We start from the raw sequence: 19931 nt of genomic DNA, 5'->3' as shown, positions 1-19931 counted from the left end.
GCCCTCCCGAACGAGAGGCCAGGACGGGCCCGAGCGCGGACGGCCACTTCGTCGCGGACGGTTCCCGCATGCGACCGGCGCCGGCACGATCGCCGGCCGGTCAGGCCCGGAAGCGGCGCGCCGGGACACGCACGGACGCGAGCCGACGGCGGCGCTCCGGGATCACCTGCGCGAAGACCATGGTGATGAGAGCGAGCGCACCCGCGATCGTCGCGATCGCGCCGGGAAGCGCCGAGGCGCTCGCGGCGGCGGTCGCGGACGCGACGAGCGCCAGGACGAGGAACACGGCACTGAAGCGGATGAGCAGATCGCGGGTCATCGGTGGCCTCCTGCGGTACGCGTCAACGCGCATGCCACCGATTGGTTTCACGGCAGGCTCGGACGGACGTGACAGGCGTGCCGCGCATGCGAGAGAGCCGCGCGGTCCCCCCGCGCGGCTCTCGCTGGTCCCGTGAGGGCCGCGGCCGGCTCGCGTCAGCCGCTCGCCGCCTGCAGCGCGGCGCGGGTGATCCGGTCCGCGCCGAGGTCCTCGTCGCCGTCGACCGCGAGAAGCTGGGTCAGGCGCGAGCGCGCACGGTTGACGCGGCTCTTGATCGTGCCGACCGCGCAACCACAGATGTTGGCCGCCTCCTCGTAGGAGAACCCGGAGGCACCGACGAGCAGCAGCGCCTCGCGCTGGTCGGGCGGAAGGGTGGAGAGCGCCTCGCGAAAATCCTCGAAGTCGAGGCGCGCGCCCTGCTCGGGCTGCGCCTTCAGGCGCGCGGCGTAGGAGCCGTCGGCGTCCTCGACCTCGCGGCGGCGCTTGCGGTACTCGGAATGGAAGAGGTTGCGCAGGATCGTGAAGAGCCACGCGTTCAGGTTCGTGCCGCGCTCGAAGCGATCGATGTTCGACAGGGCGCGCAGCAGCGTGTCCTGGACGAGATCGTCGGCGCGGTCCACCTGTCCGGTCAACGAGATCGCGAACGCACGCAAGCTCGGAACGGCCGCGAGCAGGGCGTCGCGCAGCGCCGGTTCCGGCTGGGTCATCGCGAGTTCTCCGTCTTGTTCTGGCTGTCGAGCTGCGCCAGCAGGTCCTTGAAACGGTCGGGAACCGGCTGGTCCATCAGATCGGAATACATGGCTCGCAGCTGGTCGCCGATCCGGGACTGTATGGCCCGGTCGAGCCTCGGATCGGACGATACCGATCCAGGATCCCCACCCTGCACGCTCTCCGCACGCACCTCGCGCGTGCCGAGCTCGTGCCCCCCCGTGCCCTTGTTGACTTTCATTACGTGACCCTCATCCTCGAGGCGTGATAACGAGCGCTCGCGGGCCTCAACGCCCCGGGCGGGCGATGGGTTCCATCTTCGGGCGCGATCGGGAACCTTTCGCGGCACGGCGCGTTGACCGGCGACAGGACCAAAGCCGAACCGGCGACTCCACAAGGGGATATGCATGTCGACAGCCCAGCTCGTCGTCCAGTACCTGCCGTATCTGCGCCGCTATGCCCGTGCGCTCACCGGCAGCCAGCAGGCGGGCGACGCCTACGTCGCCGCGACGCTCGAGGCGCTCGTCAGCGAGCCCGAGACGATCGATCGCCAGGGCAACATCAAGGCCGACCTCTTCCGCGTCTTCACCCGCATCTGGAACTCGCTTTCCGTCAACGGCCGTGCGGAGGGCGTCGAGCGCGACCTGCCGGCCGAGGCGCGGCTCGGCCAGATCACGCCGCTGCCGCGGCAGGCGTTCCTGCTCTCCTCGCTCGAGGGTTTCTCGGAGGAGGAATCGGCCCGTGTCCTCGCCGTGCCGGTGGCCGAGGTCAGGTCGCTGGTCGAGGAGGCGGGTCGCGAGCTCGCCGCCGACATCGTCACCGACATCATGATCATCGAGGACGAGCCGCTGATCGCGATGGACCTCGAGGCGCTCGTCGAGGGCCTCGGGCACAACGTCACCGGCGTCGCGCGCACCCGCGGCGAGGCGCTGGCCCTCGCCGGCTCGAAGCGTCCCGGCCTGATCCTCGCCGACATCCAGCTCGCCGACGGGTCCTCCGGCCTCGACGCGGTGAACGACCTGCTCGACACGTTCCAGGTCCCGGTGATCTTCATCACCGCCTATCCCGAGCGCTTCCTCACCGGCGAGCGGCCCGAGCCCGCCTTCCTGATCGCCAAGCCTTTCCAGCCCGCGAACGTCTCGGCGGTGATCAGCCAGGCCTTGTTCTTCCAGCAGAGCGCGCACCGCCGCCGGCCGCAGCGCGCCTCCGCCTGAGCCCGGTATCACGAGACAGCGAACGAGGGGTCCCCAAGCGGGGCCCTTTTTTCGTGCGGATCGGCGTCCTCTCGATGCGCGTCGAAGGCATTCGCGGGGTGCTCGCAAAAAGAAACGGATCGGCCCGGCCGATCCGTCGAGAGTTTCTGGCCATCTTCAAGGGGAATGCAGGGAGGACCATCGGGCCAGGTGGTCGGTGAACCGACGCGTCGGCGAATCGTTCCGCCGGCGAAACCTTCTCGACGGTAAAGCTTTAACTTCGCAGGAACCACTCCGGACACCAAGAAGGGAATTTGTCTTGGTCGAAGGCACCGAAAATGTCGGCGGGCCTTTCTCCGGCTGCATCCTTCTCGCGGAGGACAGCGCCATCATCGCCCTCGACACTGCGGACACATTGCGCGAGCTAGGATTCGAGGAAGTGCTCGTCGCCCGCGACGCCGACGCCGCGCATACGCTGCTCGCAGCGCGGGCCGACCTGCGCGCCCTCGTCCTCGACCTCGACCTCGACGGCGAGAGCGGCACGCCGGTGGCGCGCGCCGCCCGCGCCGCGGGCGTCCCGGTCGTCGTCGCGTCGGGCCACGCCGATCCCGGGCCGGACCCGGCTTTCGTCGGCGCGCCGCTCCTGCGCAAGCCTTACACCTGGGAGGCGCTCGCCGCTGCGCTCGCGCGGGCGCTGACGCCGGCCTAGCCGGCGGGCCGGAACGGTGTGCGGGAACTCTGCTTCGGCTGCGCCGTTCCATGTTCCCGCAACCTCGAACGAGAGCGCGCCGGAGCAGGCGCGCGGCCGGAGTCCTCGGGATGCTGCGCCTCGCCGCGCTCCTCGTCGCGACCTACGTCGGCGCCTTCGTGCTCACCAGCGCGGTGACGTCGCCACACGAGCTGCGTACCGGCTGGGCGCGCCTAGCCGGGGCGACGCAGAGCCTCGTCTCGCTGCCGGCACGGGCCGAGGCGAAGGCGGAGGTCTCCGGGCGGGCGACCGGCGGCGCCCGCAAGTCCGCGGCGCTCGCGCGGCCGTCCGGACAGCCCGCGCACCCGCTCGACCTCGCGACGTCCGAGATCGTCCTCCTCGCGGGCGGCGCGCTCGCCTTGCTCGATGCAGAGGGGCGCATCGTCCTGCGGCACGATCCCGCAGGTCGGACGACGACGATCGCCCGCGGCACCAGCCTGCCGCGGCTCCTCGCCGCGCCCGCCGGCGACGCCCCGCGCCTTCCCGGTCCCCTGCCGCGTCGAGAGGTGGACCCGCCCCGCGAGGTCGATGCGCCGGAGGTCGATGGGCCGGACGAGACCCTCGCCGTCGGCTGCGAGAGCCCGGTGAGCCCGCTCGCGGGCGGAGGCCGCGCGGTCTCGGCACGCGCCCTGTGCCTCGCCTCGCTCTGACGTTCGCGCCGCCGCATACGCGCCCTGCCCGGCGATCGGCACCATTCGTTCATGTTGCAGCCATCCGGAGCGCTATAACGGTCCCGCGATGCGGCCCGCGAATCGCGGGGCGCGCCACGACCACGGCGGTGCGATGCGGCAAGGCTCCTTTTCCGGCTCCTTTCTCGGCCTCCTCGGGATGGCGATCTCCCTCCTCATGCCGGCGGCGGCTCTGGCGCAGGACGCGTGCACCCGCTACCGCACCGAGCTCGCGCAGATCGACGCCGGCGGCGGGCGCGACTACGGGGCGCTCGCGCGCCAGCAGGCGATCGAGCTCGAGCAGATGCGCCGCTACGTGCAGAGCCTCGATTGCGGCCGCTCGCGCTTCCTGATCTTCGGCGCGCCGACCTCCCCCGAATGCGCCGCCGCCGAGGAGCGGCTCGGCGCCATGGAGGCGAACTACCAGCGCCTGCTCGTCGAGTCCTCGCGCTCGGGCAACGAGCGTCGTGCCGCGCTCCTCTCGGCCATCGAGCAGTACTGCACACCTCGGCCGCCCGGAGGCGTCCCCGGTGGCCAGCCCGGCGTCTTCGACACCTGGATCGAGCCGACCGAGCCCTTCATGGACGGCCCCGGCTTCCCCGACGAGGCGCGGCCGATCGCCGGTCAGGCCGTGTGCGTGCGCACCTGCGACGGCTCGTTCTTCCCGCTCGCGAGCACGCCGCGCGACTCGCGCGAGGCGGGCGCCCTGTGCCAGGCACAGTGCCCGTCCGCCCCCACCGCCCTGTTCTACAAGCCGCAGGGCGCGCCGATCGAGCAGGCGATCTCCGCCGATGGCCAGTCCTACATGGCGCTGCCGAACGCGCTGGCCTTCCGCCGCTCGCACGACGCGGCCTGCTCCTGCCGCGTGCCGGGACAGAGCTGGTCGGAGGCACTGGCGCAGGCCGAGGCGCTCCTCGGCGGCGGCGCGGACATCGTCGACGAGGCCCGCGCCCGCGAGCTCTCGCAGCCGCGCGAGACCGCTCCGGCAGCCGCGACGCCGGTGCCCGGCGCGCCCGCCGTGCCGATCCCCTTTTTCGGGATCGCGGAGGGGGAATGGCGCGAGATCGAGACCCGGGAGGGCCGCCGGCGCGTGCGCGTCGTCGCGCCCGAGGTGATCCCCGCGCCCGACGCGTGAGGCGCCGCGCGGGGAGCCCGCCCTCAGGCGGTCTGCCCGGCGAGCCGCGCGGCGGCCGTCTCGCGGCCGATCAGCGGCAGCAGCGCGGCGAGCTCGGGGCCGTGGTCGCGCCCCGTGAGCGCCTTGCGCAGCGGCATGAACAGCGCGCGGCCCTTGGCACCCGTCGCCGCCTTCACCGCGTCCGTCCAGGCCTTCCAGGTGTCGCCGTCCCAGGGCTCCGGCGGGAGCGCCTCGGCGGCGCGGGCGCAGAAGGCGGCGTCCTCGATCGCGGGCGTCACCGGTCCCGCGACGACGTCCCACCAGTCCCGCGCCTCGCGCAGCGTGCCGAGATTGCCGCGCACCGCCTCCCAGAAGGCCGCACCGCCCCCGACGGCCATGGCCGCGAGCCGCCCCTCGACTGCCTCGAACGGCGTCTCGTGCACGATCCGGGCGTTGAGCGCGGCGAGCTCCGCCTCGTCGAAGCGGGCGGGCGCGCGCGACACGTGCGCGAGGTCGACGAGGGCGGCGAGCTCCTCCAGCGACGCGACCGGGCGCACCGCGTCCGACGAGCCGACCAGCACCGCCAGCGCGGCGACCGCGAGCGGCTCGAGCCCCGCCTCGCGCAGGCCCCTCAGCGACAGGTGCCCGAGACGCTTGGAGAGCCCTTCGCCGCTCGCCGTCGTGAGCAGGTTGTGGTGGCCGAAGGCGGGGACCGGGTGACCCAGCGCCTCGAGGATCTGGATCTGCACCGCCGTGTTGGTGACGTGATCCTCTCCGCGCACCACGAGCGTCACCCCGAGCGAGGCATCGTCGACGACGGAGGGCAGCGTGTACAGGTAGCTGCCGTCCTCGCGCACGAGCACGGGATCGGACAGCGAGCCGCAGTCCACGCTCACCTCCCCGCGCACGCGGTCGTCCCAGGCGACGGCGCGATGGTCGAGCCGGAAGCGCCAGTGCGGCCGGCGGCCCTCGGCCTCGAGCCGCACGCGGTCCGCATCCGAGAGGGCGAGGGCGGCACGGTCGTAGATCGGCGGCAGGCCGCGGGCGAGCTGGAGGCGGCGCTTGCGCTCGAGCTCGTCCTGCGTCTCGAAGCAGGCGTAGAGGCGCCCCGCCGCGCGCAGCCGTTCCGCCGCCGCGTCGTAGAGCCCGATTCGATCGGACTGGCGCACGGTGACGTCCGGCGCGATGCCGAGCCAGGCGAGGTCCGCGACGATGGCCTGCGCGTACTCATCCCTGGAGCGCTCGCGATCGGTGTCGTCGAGGCGCAGCACGAAGGTGCCGCCCTCCCGGCGCGCCAGGAGCGCGTTGAGGAGCGCGGTTCGGGCGTTGCCGATGTGCAGGAGGCCCGTCGGCGAGGGGGCGAAGCGCAGAACGGGGGCGGGCGGGGTGGACGACGTCATGCGCCTCCTCTACCCCGTGGCGCGGCGGGGCACAAACGCCGTGCGCGTGCTATGGTCGCGCCGATCGAAGGAGACGACATGGACGAGGTACGCGAGAAGCGCCCGCGGGGCATCCCCCTGCACGGACCGGAGGAGTTCGTGGCCATGCGCCGCGCCGGCCGGCTCGCGGCGGCGACGCTCGACTTCATCGCCGCCCACGTCCGCCCGGGCGTCTCCACCGGCGATCTCGACCGGCTGTGCGAGACCTACATGCGCGACCACGGCGCGGTGCCCGCGACGATCGGCTTCCACGGCTACGCCCACGCGACCTGCATCTCCGTGAACCACGTCGTCACCCACGGCGTGCCCGACGACGGGAAGATCCTGGCGGAGGGCGACATCCTCAACATCGACGTGACCCCGATCCTCGACGGCTGGCACGGCGACACGAGCCGCATGTTCACGGTGGGCGAGCCCTCGGTGAAGGCGCGCCGCCTCGTCGCGGCGGCCCACGAGGCGATGATGGCGGGGATCGCGCAGGTGCGCCCCGGCGCCACGCTCGGCGACGTCGGCGCCGCGATCGAGGCGGTTGCGAAGGCCAAGGGCTACACGATCGTGCGCGAGTTCTGCGGCCACGGCCTCGGCCGCGCCTTCCACGCCCCGCCGGAGGTGCTCAGCTACGGCCTGCCCGGCCGGGGCGTGCGGCTCGAGCCCGGCATGTTCTTCACCGTCGAGCCGATGCTCAACGCCGGCCGCGCCGAGGTGAAGACGCTCGCCGACGGCTGGACCACCGTGACCCGCGACCGCTCGCTCTCGGCCCAGTTCGAGCACTCGGTGGGCGTCACCGAGGACGGCGTGGAGATCTTCACGCTGCCGGGGTGAGGTCGCCGCGAGCCCTCTCCGTTCCCTGTACCTGTCCTTCCCCCACAGGGAAGGAAAAGCGCCTGCCTCGACTCCCGATACCGCTTCCGAAACCTCGAACACAGTTCGAACTGAGCCGCTCCCCGTCAGCGCCAGTCTCCCCGCGCCGCCTGGACGAGGGCGAGCGCCGCGACGGCGGCGGTGTCGGCGCGCAGGATGCGCGGGCCGAGGGAGAGGCGCACGATGCGCTCGCGTGCGAGCAGCGCCTCACGCTCGGCGGGGTCGAAGCCGCCCTCCGGGCCGATCAGCACGGCGAGCGGCCCCTCCGGCGCGGCGGCCAGCGCGGCGAGCGGGTCGGATATGGGGGCGTCCTCGTCGCAGAACACGAGCACCCGCTCGGGCTCCAGCGCCGCGAGCGCCGCGTCGAGCTTCGCCTCCTCGTGCACCGGCGGCAGCGCCAGGACGCCGCACTGCTCGGCGGCCTCGATCACGTTGGCGCGCATGCGCTCGAGGTTGACGCGGGCCGCCTGGGTGCGGCGCGTGAGCACGGGCCGCAGCGAGCCCGCGCCCATCTCCACGGCCTTCTGCGCCATGTAGTCGAGCCGGGCGTGCTTGAGCGGCGCGAACAGCCAGGCGAGGTCCGGCGCGGGCGCTTGCGGGCGGACCTGCGCCAGCGCGAGCAGGGTCGCGCTCTTGCGGCCTTCCGGCTGGACCTGCGTGCGCCATTCCCCGTCGCGGCCGTTGAAGACGAGCACGTCCGCGCCCGCGCCGAGCCGCAGCACGTTGAGCAGGTAGTTCGCCTGCGCCCGCTCGAGGACGATCCGCGCGCCGAGCGCGAGGGGCGCGTCGATATGGAGGCGCGGGGCGGCGAAGTCGTAGGCGGCCAAGGTCCGGCTCCGGCGGTCGGTGGAACGAGAGGCGGGCGGGCGGGCGGCAATCTCGCCACATTGGCGTGGTGTCGATGCCGCGTGTCCGCGACGGCGCGCGCGCTGGCGCGCCGGTACGGGATCTGGTATCTCGCGGACGATGCGTTGATGCAAGCAAGCGAGCGCGCTCACCCGCGCGCGAGGGGCAGGGGCGGACGGCTCCTGGCGAGGACCATGGCGACGAGGATCCGGATCTCCATCGCGACGCTCTCCAAGGGGGCTCTCCCCCGGGCGGCGCTCACGGTCGCGCTCGCGCTCTGCGGGGCGGCGTCGATGCTGGCGCCGACAGCGGCGCGCGCGCAGGCGAACGTCTGCGGCGCCGTCGGCCCGCTGCTGGAGGAGCGCCGCTCCATCGTCCAGCGCCTGGAGGCGCTCGGCGAGGAGAACGTCGACCCGCGCCCGGCCTGCTCGGCGCTGCGCGCGCTCCAGGAGAACGGGCAGAAGCTCGTCGACTTCATCGACGAGAACCAGGCCTGGTGCCAGATCCCCAACGACTTCGCCCAGAACGTCCGCCAGGACCACGAGCGCGTCGGGGGCATGCGCGCGGACGCCTGCCGCGTCGCCGCGCAGATCAACGACGCCGAGCGCCAGGCCCGCGAGGCGGCCGAGTCGAACCAGTTCGGCGGGCCGGGCCTCACCGGCCGCTTCCCGATCCCGCAGGGCGCGCTGTGATCCGCCGTGCGTAGAGGGGGGCTCTTCCGCGGCGGGGCGGACCGATCGCTGCCGGACGCCGTCACCGGCCATTGGGCGGACCGGATCGCGCCGGTCTCCGCGCGTCCCTACCTGCGTCTCGCCCGGATCGAGCGGCCGATCGGCTGGTGGCTCCTCCTGCTGCCGTGCTGGTGGTCCGCCGCCCTCGCGGCGCTCGCCGCCGGCGCGCCCTACCCCGACCCCTGGCACCTCGCCCTGTTCCTGATCGGCGCCGTGGCCATGCGCGGCGCCGGCTCGACCTACAACGACATCGTCGACCGCGATCTCGACGCCCGCGTCGCCCGCACCCGCGACCGCCCGCTGCCGTCGGGCCGGGTGAGCCTCGCGGGCGCCACCGCCTTCGTGCTCGCCCAATGCGCGGTCGGCCTCGCGGTGCTGCTCCAGCTCAACTGGTTCGCGGTCGCGACCGGCTTCGCCTCGGTGGCGATCGTGCTGACCTATCCGTTCATGAAGCGGGTGATCTGGCTGCCGCAGGTGGTGCTCGGCCTGTGCTTCTCCTGGGGGGCGCTGATGGGCTGGGCGGCGGCCTTCGGCGCGCTGTCGCTCGCGCCCGTGCTGCTCTACGTCGCGGCCATCGCCTGGGTCGTGGGCTACGACACGATCTACGCGCTCCAGGACATCGAGGACGACGAGATCGCCGGCATCAAGTCATCCGCTCGCCTCTTCGGCGCGCGGGTGCGGCTCGCGATCGGCGTGTGCTACGCCGCCTGCATCGTGCTGATGGTGGGCGCGCTGGCGCAGGTCGGCGTCGGCCCCCTCGCCTGGGCGGGCCTCGCCGCCTTCGCGGCGCACCTCGCCTGGCAGGTCGCGACCCTCGACCCCTCCGACGGCCGCCGTTCGCTGATTCTGTTTCGCGCCAACCGCGACGCCGGGCTCATCCTGTTCGCCGGCATGGTGCTCGACGCGCTTCTGGCGTGAGGCGACGGGGTGCCGCAGGCGATCCGGCGCCCCATATCCGTCTTCATGCGCGCCACCGACATCCTCACCCTCACGCCCCAGGGCCTCTACTGCCCGGTGGGCGGCTTCCACGTCGATCCGATGCGACCGGTCGACAGGGCGCTCGTGACGCACGGCCATTCGGACCACGCCCGCTCCGGGCACGGCGCGGTGCTCGCGACCTCCGAGACGCTGGCGATCATGGCCGCGCGCTACGGCGCGGATTTCGCGGGGGCGACGCAGGCGGCGGCGCTGGGCGAGACGATCCGGCAGGGCGACGTGTCCGTGCGCTTCGTGCCGGCCGGCCACGTGCTCGGCTCCGCGCAGATCGTGATCGAGGCGGGCGGCACGCGGCTCGTGGTCTCGGGCGACTACAAGCGCGGCCGGGACCCGACCTGCCTGCCGTGCGAGATCGTGCCCTGCGACGTCTTCATCACCGAGGCGACCTTCGGCCTCCCCATCTTCCGCCACCCCGACGCGCGGGCGGAGGTGGACAAGCTCCTCGCCTCGCTGACGCTCTTCCCCGAGCGCGCGCATCTGGTGGGCGCCTACGCGCTCGGCAAGGCGCAGCGCGTGATGGCGCTCCTGCGCGAGGCCGGCTGGGATCGGCCGATCTGGGTCCACGGCGCCATGGAGAAGCTGTGCGCGCTCTACGCCGATCTCGGCGTCGACCTCGGCGAGATCGTCAAGGTACAGCCCGGCGACCGGGCGAAGCTCGCCGGCGAGGTGATCCTCTGCCCGCCCTCCGCCATCCAGGAGGTCTGGGCCCGCAAGTTCCCCGACCCCGTCGCCGCCTTCGCCTCGGGCTGGATGAGGGTGCGGGCGCGGGCGCGGCAGAAGGGGGTGGAGCTGCCGATGGTGATCTCCGACCATTGCGACTGGGACGACCTCACGCGCAGCATCCTGGAGACGGGCGCCGGCGAGGTCTGGGTCACGCACGGGCAGGAGGACGCGCTGGTGCACTGGTGCGGGACGATGGGGATTTCCGCGCGGCCGCTGCACATGCTGGGATATGGGGACGAGGGGGAGGACACCGCGGACGGCGCCGTGCCGGCGGCGCAGGGCGAGGCTTCGTCGTGAACGCCTTCGCCGCCCTCCTCGACCGGCTCGTCTACGAGAGCCGCCGCAATGCCAAGATCCGGCTCATCGCCGACTATCTCCGCGCGACGCCGGACCCCGAGCGCGGCTTCGCCCTCGCGGCGCTCACCGGCGAGCTGTCGTTTCGCGAGGCCAAGCCGAACCTGATCCGGGCGCTCATCCAGGAGCGTTGCGACCCGGTCCTCTTCGAGATGTCCTATTCCTATGTCGGCGATCTCGCCGAGACGACGGCGCTCCTGTGGCCGGCGCCGATGATGGAGGCGTCCGAACCGCCGCGGGTCTCCCCTCTCCCTCGTGGAGAGGGGCCGGGGGTGTGGGGCGTGCAGGACGGGGCGACGCCGTCGATGCGGGCCGAGCGCGCCGGCATTCATGCCGAGCTCGATCCTGAACGCCCCCCACCCCCAACCCCTCCCCACGAGGGGGAGGGGAGCGCGTCACGCATGCCGCCGCGGGTGGTCGAGAACGCGAGCCGTGTCGAGGCCGGCACGGCGTCGAAGGCGGTACCGGAACCGCCGCGGGTCTCCCCTCTCCCTCGTGGAGAGGGGCCGGGGGTGTGGGGCGTGCAGGACGAGGCGGCGCCGTCGATGCGGGCCGAGCGCGCGGGCATCGATGCCGAGATCGATCCTGAACGCCCCGCACCCTCCACCCCTCCCCACGAGGGGGAAGGGAGCGCGTCGCGCATGTCGCCGACGTCGGGCCACAATCGCCCCCCGCCGCCCTCTCTCTCCGAGGTCGTCGAGACCCTCGCCACGACCTCCAAGTCCGACCTCCCCGCGCGCCTCGCCGCTCTGCTCGACGCGCTCGACGAGACCGGGCGCTGGGCGCTCTTGAAGCTGATCACGGGGAGCCTGCGCATCGGCGTCTCCGCGCGCCTCGCCAAGACGGCGCTCGCCTCGCTCGGCGAGATGGAGCCCGACGCGATCGAGGAGGTCTGGCACGGTCTCGCGCCGCCCTACCTCGACCTGTTCGCGTGGGTGGAGGGGCGCGGCCCGCGGCCGGTGTCGCGCGATCCCGCGCCGTTCCGTCCGCCGATGCTCGCCCATCCGCTCGAGCTGGAGGACATCGGGACGCTCGATGCCGACGCCTTCGCCGCGGAATGGAAGTGGGACGGCATCCGCGTCCAGGCCGTGTCGTTCGACGGGACGACGCGGCTCTACTCGCGCACCGGCGAGGACGTCTCGGGCGCCTTCCCGGACCTGGTGGCGGCGCTCGCCGGCATGGAGGCCGCGATCGACGGAGAGCTGCTCGTGCTGATCGACGGGCGCGTGCAGAGCTTCAACGTCCTCCAGCAGCGGCTCAACAGGAAGGCCGTCTCCAACGCCCTGATGACGAAGCACCCCGCCCACCTGCGCGCCTACGACCTCCTGGCGGAGAGCGGAGAGGACCTGCGCGCCCTGCCCTTCGCCGAGCGCCGCGCGCGGCTCGAGGCCTTCGTCGCGCGCCGCGCGCGACCCGAGACCTTCGTCGGGCGCCTCGACCTCTCCCCCCTCGTGCCCTTCGCCGACTGGGATGCGCTGACCGCCGCGCGCGCGGACCCCGCCGCCCACGGCGCCGGTGTGGACGCCGACGCGGTCGAGGGCGTCATGGTCAAGCGCGCCGACAGCCCCTACGTGCCCGGCCGGCCCAAAGGCCTGTGGTTCAAGTGGAAGCGCGAGCCCTACACGGTCGACGCCGTGATGATGTACGCCCAGCGCGGGCACGGGAAGCGCTCGTCCTTCTACTCGGACTACACGTTCGGCGTCTGGCGCACCGGCGCGGGCGGTGGGGAGGAACTGGTTCCGGTCGGCAAGGCCTATTTCGGCTTCACGGACGCCGAGCTCGCCCAGCTCGACCGCTTCGTGCGCAACAACACGGTCAACCGCTTCGGCCCCGTGCGCGAGGTGACGCACACCACGGAGACGGGCCTCGTGCTCGAGATCGCCTTCGAGGGCCTGCAGCGCTCGACCCGCCACAAGTCCGGCGTGGCGATGCGCTTCCCCCGAGTCTCGCGCATCCGCTGGGACAAGCCCACCGCGGAAGCGGACCGGCTGGAGACGCTGGAGGCGATCCTGGCCAAGGGCGAGACGGAGCAGCACCCGACGGGGGAGTGAGGCGCCTCCCGCCCCCCGGATCCTCCCCTGCGGAGAGGAGGCGTGCGCCCGCCCCTGCGTCCCTCGCTCCCACCCCGCTCCCCTTGGCTAACCCCCCGGTCGCTGCTATCTCCCGATCACGCTAGCTCATCGGCGCGCGACGGCGTGCCCGGCCTGGATGACCATGACCCGCGAGACCCTCGAGAACATTCGCAACTTCTCCATCGTCGCGCACATCGACCACGGCAAGTCGACGCTCGCGGATCGCCTGATCCAGCTGACCGGCACCGTGTCCGAGCGCGACATGCAGGAGCAGATGCTCGACTCGATGGACATCGAGCGCGAGCGCGGCATCACGATCAAGGCGCAGACGGTCCGGCTGGAGTACCTCGCCAAGGACGGCAAGACCTACATCCTCAACCTGATGGACACGCCCGGGCACGTCGACTTCGCCTACGAGGTCTCGCGCTCGCTCAAGGCCTGCGAGGGCTCGCTCCTCGTCGTCGACGCCTCGCAGGGCGTGGAGGCGCAGACGCTCGCCAACGTCTACCAGGCGCTCGACGCCGACCACGAGATCGTGCCCGTCCTCAACAAGGTCGACCTGCCCGCCGCCGAGCCGGAGCGCGTCAAGGAGCAGATCGAGGACGTGATCGGGCTCGACGCGTCGCAGGCCGTGCCGATCTCGGCCAAGACCGGGCTCGGCGTCGACCTCGTGCTCGAGGCCATCGTCGAGCGCCTGCCGGCGCCCAAGGGCGACCGCGAGGCGCCGCTAAAGGCGATGCTCGTCGACAGCTGGTACGACCCCTATCTCGGCGTGATCGTGCTCGTGCGCGTCATGGACGGTGTCATGCGCAAGGGCATGGGCATCAAGATGATGGGCGCCGACGCCGAGTACGAGATCGATACGATCGGCGTGTTCCGGCCCAAGATGCAGAAGCTCGACGAGCTCGGCCCGGGCGAGGTCGGCTTCATCACCGCCGCCATCAAGGAGGTCGCGGACACCCGTGTCGGCGACACCATCACCGAGACCAAGCGCCCGACCACGCAGATGCTGCCCGGCTTCAAGCCGGCTCAGCCGGTGGTGTTCTGCGGCCTCTTCCCCGTCGACGCCGCCGACTTCGAGGACCTGCGCGCGGCCATGGGGCGGCTTCGCCTCAACGACGCGAGCTTCTCCTACGAGATGGAGAGCTCGGCGGCGCTCGGCTTCGGCTTCCGCTGCGGCTTCCTCGGGCTCCTCCACCTCGAGATCATCCAGGAGCGGCTCGAGCGCGAGTTCAACCTCGACCTGATCTCGACCGCGCCCTCGGTAGTCTACAAGCTCGTCCTGCGCGACGGGGAGACGCTGGAGCTGCACAATCCGGCCGACATGCCGGACGTCATGAAGATCGAGACGATCGAGGAGCCCTGGATCCGCGCCACGATCCTCACGCCCGACGAGCATCTCGGCGCGGTGCTCAAGCTCTGCCAGGACCGCCGCGGCGTGCAGATCGACCTGAACTACGTCGGCAAGCGCGCCATGGTCGTCTACGACCTGCCTCTCAACGAGGTGGTGTTCGACTTCTATGACCGGCTGAAGTCGATCTCGCGCGGCTACGCCTCGTTCGACTACCAGATCACCGACTATCGCGAGGGCGACCTCGTGCGCATGTCGATCCTGGTCAACGGCGAGCCGGTCGATGCGCTCTCGATGCTCGTCCACCGCAGCCGGGCCGAGGCCCGCGGGCGGGTGATGTGCGAGAAGCTCAAGGACCTGATTCCGCAGCATCTCTTCCAGATCCCGATCCAGGCCGCGATCGGCGGCAAGATCATCGCCCGCGAGACCATCCGCGCGTTGAGGAAGGACGTCACCGCCAAGTGCTACGGCGGCGACGTCTCGCGCAAGCGCAAGCTCCTCGACAAGCAGAAGGAGGGCAAGAAGAAGATGCGCCAGTTCGGCCGCGTGGAGATCCCGCAGGAAGCGTTCATCGCCGCCCTGAAGATGGACGGCTGAGGCCGGAGACCCCGGAGAGGGGCTGCCGAGCCGGGCTCACCCCGGCTCGCCGCGGGCCAGGTCGGCGCGGATCGAGAGCGGCCGGTCCTCGTGCAGCAGGCGCCGGTAGACCTGGTAGTTCTCCATCACGCGCTGAACGTAGTTGCGCGTCTCCGGGTAGGAGATCATCTCCACCCAGTCGATGGGGTCGACGCCGCCGCCGCGCGGGTCGCCGAAGCGCTGGATCCAGCGCGTCACCGCCCCGCCGCCGGCATTGTAGGCGGCGAACACCAGGATGTAGGAGCCGCCCCAACGCTCGATCAGCTCGGCGAGGTGCGCCGAGCCCAGCGTGGCGTTGTAGGACGGATCCGACAGGAGCCGCTCCGGCGCATAGGCGAGGCCGAAGCGTCGGGCCGTCGCCCGCGCGGTGGCGGGCATCAGCTGCATCAGGCCCCGCGCGCCGGCATGCGACACCGCCTGCGGATGGAAGGCGCTCTCCTGGCGCGCGATGGCGTAGACCAGCGCCGGATCGACCGCGTCCGTCGCCGGCTCGAAGGGCGGGATGCCGAGCGTCGGGTAGGCGTAGACGTCGAGCGGCAGGCCGCGGCTCACCGCCGCGCGCCCCAGCGCCAGGAGCCCGCGCGCATCGCCGCGCTCCGCCGCCGCCTCGCCGAGCGCCGCAACCAGCGCGGGATCGTCGAGCGTATCGCCCAGGCCCCAATAGAGCGGGATCGTGCGCTCCGAGAAGCCCGCCTCGTGGAGCAGCGCGATGGCGCGCGCCGCCGGCACGTCCTCCAGCCGCTCGCGGGCCGCCGCGAGGTCGAGCCCCTCGGGCCGGCGCAGCGGCAGGCGCGTCTCGCCGAGCTCCTCGAGGGCGAGCTGGCCGTAGTACGAGATCGGGTGCTCCCCGGCGGCCCGATAATGCTCCCGCGCCGCCTCCGCATCCCCCGCCGCCGCCGCGGCGCGGCCACGCCAATAGGCGATGCGGGCGATCGAGATCGGCAGCGTCGCCTCCTCGGCGGCGCGGGCGAAGTGGCCGGCGGCGACCTGCGGCGCGTCGAGGAAGCGCAGCGCGATCCAGCCCGCGGTCCATTCCGCCTCGATGATCTCGGCCGGCGATTCCGCCGCGTGGTTGGCGGCGATGGCGTAGGCGCGGGCGCTGTCGCCGGCCTCCAGCGTCGAGCGCGCGACGATGCGCCGCTCGTTCCACCACGCGTCCCCGTCGATCAGGAGCCCGAGCTCCCGCGGCGCCCCGGCGAGGAGGCGTGCCGCCTCGTCGTAGCGCTCCGCGTAGCGCAGGTGCTTGAGCCGCGAGTAGAGCACCGACGGCTCCGCCTGCAGCCGCGCGGGGAGCGCGTCGAGCGTCGCGCCGGCGTCGCGGGCGCGGGCGACGACCGCGCGGCGCGTCTCGATCAGGAGCTCGAGGTCCGCGCGCGCCTCGTCGGGAAAGCGCGCGAGCATGCGCCGCGCGCCCGTCCAGTCCTCTCTGAAGAGGTAGCGCTCGAAGCGCACCCGATGGTCCGCGAGCGTCAGCGCCGCCCCGAACTCCGCCTCGAGCGCCGCCTCCTCGGCGGTCCCCAGCCGCGTGTCGCGCCAGGTCGCGCGGGCGAGCGCGCGGGCGTCCGCCTCGGCGCCGTCGGCGCGGAAGGCGCGCGCGAGCGCCACCGCGCCCTCGGCGGTGCGCGGCCTCTCGCTCGCGAAGAAGGCGATCGTCGGCTCCGGACGCGCCGGGTCGGCGAAGAGCGCCTCCTCGGCTCTCCGGCGGGCGACGCCCCTCTCCGGCCAGCCGGGATTGTCGCTCAGGAAGGCGGAGAGGCGGGCGAAGTCGCGCACCGCGCCGGCCCGGATCGCCAGCCACTCGCCGGCGACCCGCGCGGCGGGATCGCCGGCGACGATCGTCTCCCAGGCGGCGGCGAGCGTGTCGCCGAGCAGGATCCGCCCGTCGGCATAGGCGTTCAGCATCTCGGTGAGCGCCACGCGCCGCGGGTCGATCTCCGCCACCGCCCGAACGATCGCCTCGGCGTCCTCGGGCGTCGCCGCCGGCTCCTCGAGCGCCGGGCGGTCGGGACGCGGCGGGGGCAGCGGCGTCGCGGCGAGCGCCGCGGGCGCGCCGCCGAGGATGGCGCTCCCGAAGATCGAGCCACCGAGGATCGCTCCGGCGAAGGCCGAAGCGAGGGAGGAAGCGCCGAGAAGGCCGCGTTTGCGCGGGCGCCGTCCGCGCGCTATGTGTGTGCCCCCGCTCGGCGCCCCGCGCCGCGCGGACCTCCCCGCATCGTCCGGAGCGTCACCATGCCCGCCCATGCCGTCCTCTCTCGCATTCGCGGCTCGATTCCCGCCATGGTCACGCCCTTCAAGGACGGCGCCCTCGACGAGGAGGCGCTGCGGTCCCACGTCGAGTGGCAGATCGAGAACGGCTCCTCCGGCCTCGTCCCCGTGGGCACGACCGGCGAGAGCCCCACCCTCTCCCACGACGAGCACAAGCGCGTCGTCGAGATCACCGTCGCGCAGGCGAAGGGCCGCGTTCCCGTGATCGCCGGCGCGGGCTCGAACTCCACCGCCGAGGCGATCGATTTCGCGCGCCACGCCGAGCGCGCCGGTGCGGACGTGCTGCTCGTGGTGACGCCGTATTACAACAAGCCGACGCAAGAGGGCCTCTATCAGCATTTCAAGGCGATCGACGCCGCCGTCGGGATCCCGATCCTGATCTACAACATCCCGGGCCGGTCCGTCATCGACATGTCGGTGGAGACCATGGCACGTCTCTACGAGCTTCCCAACATCGCCGGCGTCAAGGACGCGACCGCCAGCATGGTGCGGGTGAGCCAGCAACGCGCCGTGCTCGGTCCCGACTTCGTACAGCTTTCTGGCGAAGATTCGACGGCGCTCGGGTTCAACGCCCATGGCGGCCACGGCTGCATCTCGGTGACGGCGAACGTCGCACCGCGGCTGTGCGCCGATTTCCAGGAGGCGAGCCTCGTGGGCGACGCGGCCACCGCGCTGAAGCTGCACGATCGCCTCTTCCCGCTGCACCAGGCGCTGTTCGTCGAAACCAACCCGACCCCGGCGAAGTTCGCCCTGTCCGTGCTCGGCCGAATGTCCGACGAGGTCCGCCTGCCGCTCGTGCCCGCCTCGCCGGCGGCGCGGGAGGCGGTGCGCGCGGGCATGCGCGCGGCCGGGCTGATCAACACCTGAGAGCCAGATGGCGCAGAAGAACGCCCATTCCCACCGCGTCGTCGCCGACAATCGCAAGGCGCGGTTCAACTATGCGATCTCGGACACCTACGAGGCCGGCATCGTGCTGACCGGCACGGAGGTGAAGTCGCTGCGCTCGGGCAAGGCGACGATCGGGGAGAGCTATGCCGGCCCCTCGGGCGAGGAGCTGATGCTCTACAACGCCTACATTCCCGAGTACCTGCAGGCGAATCGCTTCAACCACGAGCCGCGCCGGCCGCGCAAGCTGCTGCTCCACCGCCGCGAGATCGACAAGCTGCTCGGCGCCACCCAGCGCGAGGGCTACACGGTCATCCCGCTGCGGATCTACTTCAACGAGCGCGGGCGCGCGAAGGTCGAGCTCGGGCTGGGCAAGGGCAAGAAGCTGCACGACAAGCGCGAGACCGAGAAGAAGCGCGACTGGGACCGCGAGAAGGCGCGCATCCTCAAGGGCGCGTGACGCGCCCCGCGGATGCGCCCGGTCAGAGCGGCCCCCCGGGCTCCGCACGCGGCGGGTCCCCTCGCGCGGTGGCGATGGAGTCGACGAGGCCCCATTCCAGAGCCGCCTGCGCATCCATGAAGCAGTCGCGATCCAACGTCGCCTCGACCTCCTCCGGGGTCCGGCCGCAATGCTTCGCGTAGAGAGCGTTGATGCGCTCCTTGAGGCGCTTGCTCTCCTCGGCGTGCCGCATGATGTCGGTGACCTGCCCCTGATAGCCGCCGGACGGCTGGTGCACGAGGATGCGCGCGTTCGGCAGCGTCGCGCGCCGGCCCGCGGCCCCTGCCATCAGCAGGAACGAGCCCATCGAGCAGGCCGTCCCCATGCACAGGGTCGCCACGGGGCTGCTGATGAATTGCATCGTGTCGTAGATCGCCAGTCCCGCGGTGACGACGCCGCCGGGGGAGTTGATGTACAGCGCGATCTCCCGGCGCGGGTTCTCCGCCTCGAGGAACAGCAGCTGTGCGCAGACCAGAGCGGCCATGCCGTCCTCGATCTGCCCGTTCAGGAAGACGATTCGCTCACGCAGGAGGCGCGAGTAGATGTCGAAGGCGCGCTCGCCCCGGCTCGAGGTCTCGACGACCATGGGGACGAGATTCATCGTGTCGCGCATCGCGCAACTCCTCTTCGTGTCGGCGATGTGGGATGCGGCCGAGATCCCGCCTCCCGGCGGCGGGCGGAGACCGCGTGCCGGGCGAGACGGTGCCGATCGGGCGCGTCGAGACGGGTTCAGCCGCGGTCCGGCGCCGTTCAGGCGGCGCGGGCCATGGGGGCGTGTGTCGCGCAGGCGTTGGCGTTGGCCGCGCGAGGAGGCGTCCGCGCATGACGCGTGTGGGTCACGCGCAGGCGTGCTCCACCGTCGGGCAGAGGCTCGAGATCGAACGCCACGAGCCCCGGCGGCTCACCGCGCTCGATCCAGTCGTAGAGGATGCGCGTGCGCGGCTCGACCTCGACGATCCGGATCGAGACCGCGCCGGCCAGTCCCCGCGTGGCGCCGTCGAGACACAGGACGTCGGGATCCGACACGTCCTGCACGAGCGGCAGCAGCCACTCGGCGACGAGCTCCGGGATCGTCAGGGCGCGCCAGATCTTCTCGATCGGCGCGCCGAGATCGCGCTCGACCACGACCTCGTCGGTCTCGTCCGGTGTCATTGATCCATCTCCGATAGGAGGCGCTTGAGCGCGTCGATGCGCTGCGGCCAGAAGGCGCTGTATCGCAGGAGCCAAGCCTGGAGCGGCCGCAGGCCCTCGGGCGCGAGGCTGTAGCGCACCTGCCTGCCTTCCCGCCGCTCGCGCAGGAGCCCGGCGGTGCGCAGGACCGCGAGGTGCTGCGAGACGGCCGGTTGCGAGATCGAGAGGCCCGCGCGCAACTCGGTGGCGTTCGCATCCCGCGTCGCCAGGCGCTCCAGGAGGAGGCGCCGGGTCGGATCCGCGATGGCTCGGAAGACGTCGGTCTCGTTCATGCGGGAATGATAAGCACAGACTTATGATTCGTGCAAGCATCCGCCTGCGCCGTCATGGGC

At 72.3% G+C, this 19931-nt stretch carries 21 protein-coding genes; 12 read left to right on the top strand and 9 right to left on the bottom strand.

Annotated features, from left to right (window positions below; genetic code table 11):
* Positions 1–100: 100 nt before the first annotated feature.
* The 3 genes from ACTZWW_RS08260 to ACTZWW_RS08250 form a co-directional block, all read right to left on the bottom strand.
* Positions 101–319, bottom strand: a complete 219-nt coding sequence (locus ACTZWW_RS08260; protein ID WP_444780465.1) for a hypothetical protein — start codon at positions 317–319, stop codon at positions 101–103.
* Between the two features lie 155 nt (positions 320–474).
* Complete coding sequence (locus ACTZWW_RS08255) at positions 475–1026, bottom strand: sigma-70 family RNA polymerase sigma factor (protein WP_029031441.1); 552 nt, start codon at positions 1024–1026, stop codon at positions 475–477.
* Positions 1023–1268, bottom strand: a complete 246-nt coding sequence (locus ACTZWW_RS08250; RefSeq protein WP_444780464.1) for a NepR family anti-sigma factor — start codon at positions 1266–1268, stop codon at positions 1023–1025. Before ACTZWW_RS08250 ends, ACTZWW_RS08255 begins: the two co-directional genes overlap by 4 nt.
* 166 nt (positions 1269–1434) lie before the next feature.
* Here ACTZWW_RS08250 and ACTZWW_RS08245 point away from each other — a divergent pair, with 166 nt between their 5' ends.
* The 4 genes from ACTZWW_RS08245 (at position 1435) to ACTZWW_RS08230 (ending at position 4771) form a co-directional block, all read left to right on the top strand.
* Complete coding sequence (locus ACTZWW_RS08245; RefSeq protein ID WP_444780463.1) at positions 1435–2241, top strand: response regulator; 807 nt, start codon at positions 1435–1437, stop codon at positions 2239–2241.
* 298 nt (positions 2242–2539) lie between these two features.
* Positions 2540–2929 carry a response regulator gene (locus ACTZWW_RS08240; protein ID WP_444780462.1) on the top strand — a complete coding sequence of 130 codons (390 nt, stop codon included), beginning with the start codon at positions 2540–2542 and terminating at the stop codon, positions 2927–2929.
* Between the two features lie 110 nt (positions 2930–3039).
* Positions 3040–3618: a hypothetical protein gene (locus tag ACTZWW_RS08235; RefSeq protein ID WP_444780461.1), complete on the top strand. Its 579-nt coding sequence runs from the start codon at positions 3040–3042 to the stop codon at positions 3616–3618.
* A 133-nt stretch (positions 3619–3751) separates the two neighbouring features.
* Entirely contained in the window at positions 3752–4771 is a 1020-nt protein-coding gene (locus tag ACTZWW_RS08230; protein ID WP_444780460.1) for a DUF2865 domain-containing protein, read from the top strand.
* A gap of 23 nt (positions 4772–4794) precedes the next feature.
* Here ACTZWW_RS08230 and gltX read toward each other — a convergent pair whose 3' ends face one another.
* A complete protein-coding gene (gltX, locus tag ACTZWW_RS08225) occupies positions 4795–6150 on the bottom strand; it encodes a glutamate--tRNA ligase (RefSeq protein WP_444780459.1) in 1356 nt (451 codons plus the stop codon).
* Positions 6151–6228: 78 nt separating this feature from the next.
* On the opposite strand from gltX, the gene map reads away from it, so the two are divergent.
* The gene (map, locus tag ACTZWW_RS08220) at positions 6229–7011 is read left to right on the top strand and encodes a type I methionyl aminopeptidase (protein ID WP_444780458.1); all 783 of its coding nucleotides are present in this window, start codon (positions 6229–6231) and stop codon (positions 7009–7011) included.
* Positions 7012–7136: 125 nt separating this feature from the next.
* On the opposite strand, the gene ACTZWW_RS08215 is transcribed toward map, so the two are convergent.
* Positions 7137–7877, bottom strand: a complete 741-nt coding sequence (locus ACTZWW_RS08215; protein ID WP_444780457.1) for a 16S rRNA (uracil(1498)-N(3))-methyltransferase — start codon at positions 7875–7877, stop codon at positions 7137–7139.
* A 213-nt stretch (positions 7878–8090) separates the two neighbouring features.
* Here ACTZWW_RS08215 and ACTZWW_RS08210 point away from each other — a divergent pair, with 213 nt between their 5' ends.
* The 5 genes from ACTZWW_RS08210 (at position 8091) to lepA (ending at position 14720) form a co-directional block, all read left to right on the top strand.
* Positions 8091–8588 (top strand): hypothetical protein, encoded by a 498-nt coding sequence (locus ACTZWW_RS08210; protein ID WP_444780456.1) that lies wholly within the window; start codon positions 8091–8093, stop codon positions 8586–8588.
* A gap of 6 nt (positions 8589–8594) precedes the next feature.
* On the top strand, positions 8595–9545 hold the full coding sequence (ubiA, locus tag ACTZWW_RS08205) for a 4-hydroxybenzoate octaprenyltransferase (RefSeq protein WP_444780455.1): 951 nt from the start codon (positions 8595–8597) through the stop codon (positions 9543–9545).
* Positions 9546–9590: 45 nt separating this feature from the next.
* Entirely contained in the window at positions 9591–10643 is a 1053-nt protein-coding gene (locus ACTZWW_RS08200) for a ligase-associated DNA damage response exonuclease (RefSeq protein WP_444780488.1), read from the top strand.
* Entirely contained in the window at positions 10640–12751 is a 2112-nt protein-coding gene (locus tag ACTZWW_RS08195; RefSeq protein WP_444780454.1) for a cisplatin damage response ATP-dependent DNA ligase, read from the top strand. Before ACTZWW_RS08200 ends, ACTZWW_RS08195 begins: the two co-directional genes overlap by 4 nt.
* Before the next feature lie 163 nt (positions 12752–12914).
* Entirely contained in the window at positions 12915–14720 is a 1806-nt protein-coding gene (gene lepA, locus ACTZWW_RS08190) for a translation elongation factor 4 (protein WP_444780453.1), read from the top strand.
* A gap of 36 nt (positions 14721–14756) precedes the next feature.
* Here the strand turns inward: lepA and ACTZWW_RS08185 are convergent, their stop codons facing one another.
* Positions 14757–17000 carry a transglycosylase SLT domain-containing protein gene (locus tag ACTZWW_RS08185; protein ID WP_444780452.1) on the bottom strand — a complete coding sequence of 748 codons (2244 nt, stop codon included), beginning with the start codon at positions 16998–17000 and terminating at the stop codon, positions 14757–14759.
* On the opposite strand from ACTZWW_RS08185, the gene dapA reads away from it, so the two are divergent.
* Positions 16989–17891 carry a 4-hydroxy-tetrahydrodipicolinate synthase gene (gene dapA / locus ACTZWW_RS08180; protein ID WP_444780451.1) on the top strand — a complete coding sequence of 301 codons (903 nt, stop codon included), beginning with the start codon at positions 16989–16991 and terminating at the stop codon, positions 17889–17891. The genes ACTZWW_RS08185 and dapA overlap by 12 nt on opposite strands.
* A 7-nt stretch (positions 17892–17898) precedes the next feature.
* Complete coding sequence (smpB, locus tag ACTZWW_RS08175) at positions 17899–18369, top strand: SsrA-binding protein SmpB (protein ID WP_444780450.1); 471 nt, start codon at positions 17899–17901, stop codon at positions 18367–18369.
* 22 nt (positions 18370–18391) lie between these two features.
* Here smpB and ACTZWW_RS08170 read toward each other — a convergent pair whose 3' ends face one another.
* The 3 genes from ACTZWW_RS08170 to ACTZWW_RS08160 all read right to left on the bottom strand — a co-directional run bounded on the left by ACTZWW_RS08170 (position 18392) and on the right by ACTZWW_RS08160 (position 19871).
* The gene (locus tag ACTZWW_RS08170; protein ID WP_444780449.1) at positions 18392–19021 is read right to left on the bottom strand and encodes an ATP-dependent Clp protease proteolytic subunit; all 630 of its coding nucleotides are present in this window, start codon (positions 19019–19021) and stop codon (positions 18392–18394) included.
* Between the two features lie 137 nt (positions 19022–19158).
* Complete coding sequence (locus ACTZWW_RS08165; RefSeq protein ID WP_444780448.1) at positions 19159–19560, bottom strand: SRPBCC family protein; 402 nt, start codon at positions 19558–19560, stop codon at positions 19159–19161.
* Positions 19557–19871 (bottom strand): ArsR/SmtB family transcription factor, encoded by a 315-nt coding sequence (locus tag ACTZWW_RS08160; RefSeq protein ID WP_444780447.1) that lies wholly within the window; start codon positions 19869–19871, stop codon positions 19557–19559. The genes ACTZWW_RS08165 and ACTZWW_RS08160 overlap by 4 nt, the downstream gene beginning before the upstream one ends.
* Positions 19872–19931 lie beyond the last annotated feature (60 nt).

The sequence above is a fragment of the Salinarimonas sp. NSM genome (assembly GCF_052380005.1).
In the GTDB taxonomy this organism is placed as follows: domain Bacteria; phylum Pseudomonadota; class Alphaproteobacteria; order Rhizobiales; family Beijerinckiaceae; genus Salinarimonas.
Note: the sequence above shows the minus strand (reverse complement) of the source record. Positions and strands in the feature narration are given on the sequence as shown.

Bases quoted from the DNA above. Each gene is read 5' to 3' on its own strand.
- ACTZWW_RS08165 (WP_444780448.1), bottom strand. From the start codon at position 19,560: ATGACACCGGACGAGACCGACGAGGTCGTGGTCGAGCGCGATCTCGGC.
- ACTZWW_RS08230 (WP_444780460.1), top strand. From the start codon at position 3,752: ATGCGGCAAGGCTCCTTTTCCGGCTCCTTTCTCGGCCTCCTCGGGATG.
- ACTZWW_RS08210 (WP_444780456.1), top strand. From the start codon at position 8,091: ATGGCGACGAGGATCCGGATCTCCATCGCGACGCTCTCCAAGGGGGCT.
- lepA (WP_444780453.1), top strand. From the start codon at position 12,915: ATGACCCGCGAGACCCTCGAGAACATTCGCAACTTCTCCATCGTCGCG.
- ACTZWW_RS08185 (WP_444780452.1), bottom strand. From the start codon at position 17,000: ATGGGCGGGCATGGTGACGCTCCGGACGATGCGGGGAGGTCCGCGCGG.
- ACTZWW_RS08235 (WP_444780461.1), top strand. From the start codon at position 3,040: ATGCTGCGCCTCGCCGCGCTCCTCGTCGCGACCTACGTCGGCGCCTTC.
- ACTZWW_RS08245 (WP_444780463.1), top strand. From the start codon at position 1,435: ATGTCGACAGCCCAGCTCGTCGTCCAGTACCTGCCGTATCTGCGCCGC.
- gltX (WP_444780459.1), bottom strand. From the start codon at position 6,150: ATGACGTCGTCCACCCCGCCCGCCCCCGTTCTGCGCTTCGCCCCCTCG.
- ACTZWW_RS08160 (WP_444780447.1), bottom strand. From the start codon at position 19,871: ATGAACGAGACCGACGTCTTCCGAGCCATCGCGGATCCGACCCGGCGC.
- map (WP_444780458.1), top strand. From the start codon at position 6,229: ATGGACGAGGTACGCGAGAAGCGCCCGCGGGGCATCCCCCTGCACGGA.
- dapA (WP_444780451.1), top strand. From the start codon at position 16,989: ATGCCCGCCCATGCCGTCCTCTCTCGCATTCGCGGCTCGATTCCCGCC.
- ACTZWW_RS08250 (WP_444780464.1), bottom strand. From the start codon at position 1,268: ATGAAAGTCAACAAGGGCACGGGGGGGCACGAGCTCGGCACGCGCGAG.
- ACTZWW_RS08170 (WP_444780449.1), bottom strand. From the start codon at position 19,021: ATGCGCGACACGATGAATCTCGTCCCCATGGTCGTCGAGACCTCGAGC.
- ACTZWW_RS08255 (WP_029031441.1), bottom strand. From the start codon at position 1,026: ATGACCCAGCCGGAACCGGCGCTGCGCGACGCCCTGCTCGCGGCCGTT.
- ACTZWW_RS08200 (WP_444780488.1), top strand. From the start codon at position 9,591: ATGCGCGCCACCGACATCCTCACCCTCACGCCCCAGGGCCTCTACTGC.
- ACTZWW_RS08260 (WP_444780465.1), bottom strand. From the start codon at position 319: ATGACCCGCGATCTGCTCATCCGCTTCAGTGCCGTGTTCCTCGTCCTG.
- smpB (WP_444780450.1), top strand. From the start codon at position 17,899: ATGGCGCAGAAGAACGCCCATTCCCACCGCGTCGTCGCCGACAATCGC.